This window comes from Candidatus Eisenbacteria bacterium (assembly GCA_016867715.1).
Taxonomy (GTDB): Bacteria; Orphanbacterota; Orphanbacteria; order Orphanbacterales; family Orphanbacteraceae; genus VGIW01.
Window position 1 is genome coordinate 1 of the sequence record VGIW01000129.1, and the last position, 6,845, is coordinate 6,845.

General features: G+C 66.7%; 3 protein-coding genes. All 3 read right to left on the reverse strand.

Annotated elements, in window-relative coordinates:
• Window positions 1–303 precede the first annotated feature (303 nt).
• Window positions 304–2,529, reverse strand: a complete 2,226-nt coding sequence (gene topA, locus FJY73_13620) for a type I DNA topoisomerase (GenBank protein ID MBM3321696.1) — start codon at window positions 2,527–2,529, stop codon at window positions 304–306.
• A gap of 142 nt (window positions 2,530–2,671) precedes the next feature.
• Window positions 2,672–5,623, reverse strand: coding sequence for a preprotein translocase subunit SecA (gene secA, locus FJY73_13625; GenBank protein MBM3321697.1), 2,952 nt, complete (start codon window positions 5,621–5,623; stop codon window positions 2,672–2,674).
• Window positions 5,624–5,896: 273 nt separating this feature from the next.
• The coding region (locus tag FJY73_13630; GenBank protein ID MBM3321698.1) for a PQQ-binding-like beta-propeller repeat protein at window positions 5,897–6,845 on the reverse strand (949 nt) is incomplete at its 5' end.

Below are 6,845 nucleotides of genomic sequence, written 5' to 3' on the forward strand. Positions count from 1 at the left end.
GGGCCTGATCGACGAGGCCGGGTACCCGCCCCCTCGACGATGGAGCCGAAGGCTCCCGCACCAGGGGGGCGGGTGGCCGAGCGATTGGAGCCGAGAACGCGCGGGGCGCGTTCGGAGGCGTCCCCGAGGGGGAGGTCGGCCCGTTGAGCGAGCCCGCCCACGCTCCTTCTTGAACAACAGATCTGGTCGTTTGGGACCCGCGCGTCCGACAGCGCAACCATGACGGATGGCCGACTGGCCCCGCCGTCCGACGACGCAACCACGGCCGATCAGAAGACGAGTCGATTTCCGGCTGGATGAGAGCTACTCTTCCCCGGTCTCCCCCGAGCGCTCCGCGGCGAGCTCCTTCTTCGCCTTGCACTCGGGGCACTCGAGGTAGTCGCCGCGCGCCTTGCTGCTCTTCTCCACGAGGAGCGGGAAGCCGCACGCCTCGCACTTCTCCGCGATCGGCCGGCTCCAAACGGCGAAGTCGCACTTCGGATAGCTCGAGCATCCGTAGAAGACGCGCCCGGTGCGCGTTCGCTTCTCCGTGAGCTGGCCGCCGCATCCCTCGCGCGGACACGAGACCCCCACGGGGATCGAGCGCGTGTTCTTGCACGCGGGGTAGTTCGCGCACGCGAGGAAGCGCCCGAAGCGGCCGCTTCGGATCACCATGCCGCCGCCGCACTTGTCGCAAACCTCGTTCGTCGGCTCCGGCTCCTCGCCTTCGAGAGGCCGCGTGTTCCGGCACTCCGGGTAGCCGGTGCACGCGAGGAAGCGGCCGTTCCGCCCCCAGCGCGCCACCATCGGCTTCCCGCAACGGTCGCAGACGATCTCCGTCGCCGACTTCGCGTCCTCGACGTTCACCTGGTCGAGATCCTGGCGGAACCGCTCGTAGAAGGTGCGGACCACGTCCTTCCAGCGATCCTTCCCCTCCTCGACCTTGTCGAGCTCCTCCTCCATGAGGGCGGTGAAGCCGACGTTGAACACGTTCTCGAAATGGACAAGAAGAAACTTGAGCACGTCGCGCCCGAGATCGGTCGGGAAGAAACGCTGCTTCTCGCGCCGCATGTACTTCCGGTCGATCAGCGTCGCGGCGATCGTCGCGTAGGTGCTCGGGCGGCCGATCCCGTTCGCCTCGAGCTCCTTGACGAGGCTCGCCTCGGTGTAGCGCGCCGGCGGCTGCGTGAAGTGCTGCTCGGGGCTCACCTCGCCGAGACGGAGGTTCTCCCCCTCCGCGACCTCGGGGAGGAGCCGGTCCTTTCCGTTCTTCCCGTTCGTCTCCTCGAAGACCTGCAGGAAGCCCTTCTCGCGGATCACCGAGCCGTTCGCGCGGAAGAGATACGGGCCTCCCCGCACGTCGATCTTCGTTTGGTCGTAAAGGGCCGGCTTCATCTGGCTCGCGACGAAGCGGCTCCACACGACCTCGTACAAGCGGAACTGATCGCGCGTCAGTTGATTCTTCAACGAATCGGGAGTTCGCGCGGCCGACGTCGGGCGGATCGCCTCGTGGGCGTCCTGGGCCCCCTTCCCCTTCCGGTGCTCCACCGGCTTCTCGGGAAGCTCGCCGGGGCCGAACGCGCGCCCGATCAGCTCCCGCACCTCGGCGATCGCCTCGTCGGCGACACGCGTCGAGTCGGTTCGCATATAGGTGATGAGCCCGACCGGGCCCTCGTCCTTGAGATCGACCCCCTCGTAGAGGCCCTGCGCGATCTGCATCGTCTTGCGCGCCGTGAACCCGAAGCGCTTCGACGCCTCCTGCTGCAAGGTCGAGGTGATGAACGGAGGAGGGGGCTGGCGGCGGCGTACGGTCTTCTCGATCTCGCTCGCACGATACTCGTGGCTCGGAATGTCCCCGGCGATGCGGGCCGCCTCCTCGCCGTTCGGGATGCGGATCTTCTCGCCATCGATCTCCTGGAGCGAAGCGGTGAACGCATTCCCCGACGTCCTGGCGAAGGCCGCGTCGATCGTCCAGAACTCCTCCGGGCGGAACGCCTCGACCTCCTCCTCCCGCTCGACGATCATGCGGAGGGCGACCGTCTGCACGCGCCCGGCGCTCGTCCCGCGGTAGAACGCTTTCCAGAGGAGCGGGCTGACCATATACCCGACGAGCCGGTCGAGGATCCTTCTCCCCTGCTGCGCGTCGACCTTGTTCGTGTCGATCGCCTGCGGGTTTCGGATCGCCTCCTGGATCGCGCGCTTCGTGATCTCGTTGAAGAGGATGCGGCGGATCTTCCCCGCGCCGCCGTTCTCACCGAGATACTCGGCGAGGTGCGCGGCGATCGCCTCTCCCTCGCGGTCGAAGTCGGGGGCGAGGTAAACCTTCTCCGCGGCGCGCGCCGCCTTCTTGATCTCCTGGAGGACCTTCCCCTTCCCCCGAATGATGATGTACTTCGGTTCAAAATCGTTCTCGACGTCCACGCCGAGGTCCCTCTTGGGGAGGTCCTTCACGTGGCCCATCGAGGCCTTCACCTCGTACCCGCGCCCGAGGAACTTGTTGATCGTGCGCGCCTTGGCCGGCGACTCCACGATGACGAGCGACTTAGCCATACTGTCCTTTCGGATTCCGCCTTCACCCGCGGGGGAAGCCACCCCCCCTGGAGGATCGGTCTTCGCGCCGGGCGGCTTGAGCCCCCTGACGGCGCCCGCGCGCCGGACGGTAAGCTACTCTTTTCCGCCGCCGCGGGCAACCCTACCTTCCGCAGCACTGCTTGTATTTCTTCCCGCTCCCGCACGGACACGGCTCGTTCCGGCCGACCTTCCGCTCCGAACGGACGACCGTCGCGACCCGCTCGCGCGCGGCGGGGCGCGCCTCGGCCCCCTGTCTCCCCTCGAGCGCGGAGAAGGAATCGTGCGATTCGCGCACCCGCGGCGGCGCCGCCGCCCGCGCACGCCTCGGCTCGACGCGAAGCGTGACCGGCAGGAAGAGGAGACGGAGCGCCTCCCGATGGATCCTCTCGGCGAGCTCCGAGAAGAGCTCGAACGCCTCCTTCTTGTACTCGATGAGCGGATCCTTCTGCGCGTACGCGCGAAGCCCGATCCCGGACTTGAGGCCGTCCAGCTCGTAGAGATGTTCTCTCCAGTACTCGTCGATCTTGGAGAGGATCGCGGAGCGCTCGAAGTCGACGAGGAGGGAGTGCGGGAGCCCCTTCTCGTCGAGAAAGCGAAGCCTCTCGTCGCGTCGCGCGCGGAAGAGTTCCTTCGCGTGCTCGACCATCGCGCGGCGCGTCTCTTCCTTGTCCGGCTTGACCTCGCGGAGGGCCGGAAGGTCGAACGGGTCGAGGAAGATCTCGCCAAGCGCGAGGCGCAGCGTCTCAAGATCCCAATCCTCGGCGAAATCCCCGGCGGCGAAGCGCGGCTCGAGAAGGGAGTCGAGGAAGAGCCCGATGATCCCGTCGATCTCGTCGGTGAGGTCGTCCGCGTCGAGGAGCGAGTTCCTCCATCCGTAAACCTCCGAACGCTGCTCGTTCATCACGTCGTCGTATTTCAGGAGGTGCTTGCGGATGTCGAAGTTGTGCATCTCGACCCGCTTCTGGGCCTTCTCGATCGCGCGCGTGACGAGGCCGTGGCGGATCACCTCTCCCTCTTGGAGGCCGAGCCGATCCATGATCCCCGCGACCCGATCCGATCCGAAGAGGCGCATCAGATCGTCCTCGAGCGACAAGTAGAAGCGGCTCGATCCCTGATCTCCTTGGCGCCCGGAGCGGCCGCGAAGCTGCCGGTCGATTCGGCGCGCCTCGTGGCGTTCCGTGCCGACGATGCGAAGCCCCCCGAGCTCCCGCGTGCCGGGCCCGAGCTTGATGTCGGTGCCTCGCCCCGCCATGTTCGTCGCGATCGTGACCGAGCGGAACTCGCCCGCGCGCGCGACGATCTCTGCTTCCCCCTGGTGGTTCTTCGCGTTCAAGACCGAGTGCGGGATGTTCATCCGTTTCAAGATCCGCGAGATCGTCTCGGAGGCGTCGACCGACGCGGTCCCGACGAGCGTCGGCTGCCCGCGCTTGTAGCAATCGGCGATCTCCTCGACGATCGCGTTCACCTTTTCGCGGCGCGTGCGATAGATGAGATCGTCCTCGTCCTCGCGCCGGCACGGCACGTTCGTCGGGACCACGATGACATCGAGCTTGTAGATCTCGAAGAACTCCGACGCTTCGGTCTCCGCGGTTCCGGTCATGCCGGCGAGCTTCTTGTAGAGGCGGAAGAAGTTCTGGAGGGTGATCGTCGCGAGCGTCTGCGTCTCCGCCTCGATGAAGACGTTCTCCTTCGCCTCGAGCGCCTGGTGCAGCCCTTCCGAGAAACGCCGGCCGGGCATGAGGCGGCCGGTGAACTCGTCGACGATGATCACCTTGCCGTCCTGCACGACGTACTCGACGTCCTTTTCGAAGAGCGAGTGCGCCTTGAGAAGCGCGCGGATGTTGCTGATCTTCTCGTTCCGATCGAGGAACTCTTTCTGCACCCGCTCGCGGGCCGCCGCCTTGTCCGACGGGGAGAGCGCGCCGTCCGAATCGATCGCCTGCATCTCCTCGGGAAGGTCCGGGATGAGGAAGAGGTTCGGGTCGTTCGGCGAGAGATCGGTCCGCCCCTTCTCGGTCAGGTCGGTGTTGTGGTTCTTCTCGTCGATCGCGAAGTAGAGCGGCTCGTCGAGCTCGCTGAGGCGCTTGTCGCGCATGTAGTCGGTCTCGACGCGGCGGATCAACTTCTGCACGCCCTGCTCCTGCAGGAGCTTCATCAGGCGCTTGTTCTTGGGAGCGCCGCGTTGCGCTTGGAGAAGAAGAGTCCCCGCTTCGTAGCGCTCCTCGTCGCTCTCCGATTGCAGGAGCTTCTCCCCCTTCGCGACCAGCTCGTTCACGAGCTCGGTCTGCTTGCGCACGATCTTCCGCACCGCCTCCTTCACCTCGTCGAAGCGGTGCACCGAGTGGGCGACCGGTCCGGAGATGATGAGCGGCGTGCGCGCCTCGTCGATCAGAACCGAGTCGACCTCGTCGACGATCGCGTAGCGGAAGCCGCGCTGCACGCGGTACTCGGGGCGGACCGCCATGTTGTCGCGGAGATAATCGAAACCGAACTCGTTGTTCGTTCCGTAGGTGATGTCGCACCGGTACTCCGCCTGGCGCGAGGGGGGATCCATATCGTGTTGAATCACGCCGACGGTGAGGCCGAGCGATTCGTAGATCGGACCCATCCACTCCCGGTCGCGCCGCGCGAGGTAGTCGTTGACGGTGATGAGGTGGGCCCCCTTCCCCTCGAGCGCGTTGAGGTAGAGGGGCATCGTCGCGACGAGCGTCTTCCCCTCGCCGGTCGCCATCTCGGCGATCTTCCCCTCGTGGAGGACGATGCCGCCGATCAGCTGGACGTCGTAGGGGATCATGTTCCACTCGTTCTTCTGGCCGCAGACATCCCACGACTTCCCGACGAGCCGCCTGCACGCCTCCTTCACCGCTCCGAACGCCTCGGGAAGAAGCGCGTCGACCGTCTCTCCGTCTTCGATCCTCTTCCGGAACTCGGCGGTTTTCGCCGCGAGCGCGTCATCCGAGAGGGCGCGATACGACTCGAAGAAGCGGTTGATCTCCTCGACGAGCGGTCGCATCCGCTTCACTTCGCGGTCCGTCTTGGTTCCGACGATCGAGGCGAGGAGCTTTCCGAACATCGATCCTGTCATTCTCCCTTTGGGGTGCGTTTGGACGGGCGTCAACGATCCGGAGCCCTTCCGAGCCCCGGGCTCCCGGCCCGTGCGCGCGAGTGGAAACCGCCGGACGCTCGTGGCGTTCCCCGCCCGGTCGCGGGCCGCCGGAAGAGGCCGGATCTCCCGGCCCCGCTCGGCTCCCGCCGCTCCCCTTCGGGCAAGGAAGCGGGAGGACGTTCCGCGGGTAACCTACAACCGGGCAAGGGGCTTGTCAAGGCGAAAGCCGGAAGGTCCCGATCAGATTCCCAGGTAGAACGCGAGGAGCCGCCCCTGGTTCGTGCCGACGTAAATCCTTGTTCCGTCAGATGTTGGGGACGAATAGGCGGAAGCGCCGAGCGGGGCCCTCCATCGAGGATGGCCGTCGTCGAGATCGAGTGCGTACAGGTAGCCGTCGTAGGAAGCCACGTAGGCGATCCCCCACTCCACGAATGCCGAGGCGGGGACACGGTCGCCGGTCGGGTAGCTCCAGAGGATCTCTCCCGTCTCCCGATACGCGCACTGGACGGTCCCGTCTTCGCATCCGAACACCACCCGGTCCTCGGCGATCACGGGGCGGGAGTGGACGGGGCTCCCCGTGGGAGAGGACCAGACGACCCGCCCGGTGCTCCGGTCGAGGCGAACGAGCGCCCCCTTCTGGGTCCCGATGTAGACCTCCTCCCCCTGCGCGCGGGGGGACGAGTAGACGCGATCCCGGGTATCGTGCCGCCAGGCGAGCGAGCCGTCCAGGCGGCGGACCGCGTAGAGAGATCCGTCCCACGAACCGAAGAGGACGAGATCTCCCGCGATGGTCGGCGAGGACCAGATGACGCCCTGTGTGGGAAAGCGCCAGAGGACCGCGCCGGATTCGACTCCGAGCGCGTAGAGCGAGCGATCGAAGGAGCCGACGTAGACGCGGCCTTCGTGGACGCAAGGGGAGGAGACGATCCTGCCCCCGGTCGGGCGCCGCCAAAGCTCGCGCCCATCCGTTTCGGAGACCGCGACGACCGCCCCCTCGTACTCGCCGAAGAAGACGAGCCCACCCGCGGCCGCCGGCGTGGACCCGATCCCTCCCGGGCCTGCTGCGGTCCACGCGCGGCTTCCGCTCTCGCGGTCAAGCGCGTAGAGCTTCCCGTCCCGGCATCCGAAAAAGACCCGATCCCCCGACACATGAGGGGAGGACGTGATCGCTCCTCCCGCGCGGAAACTC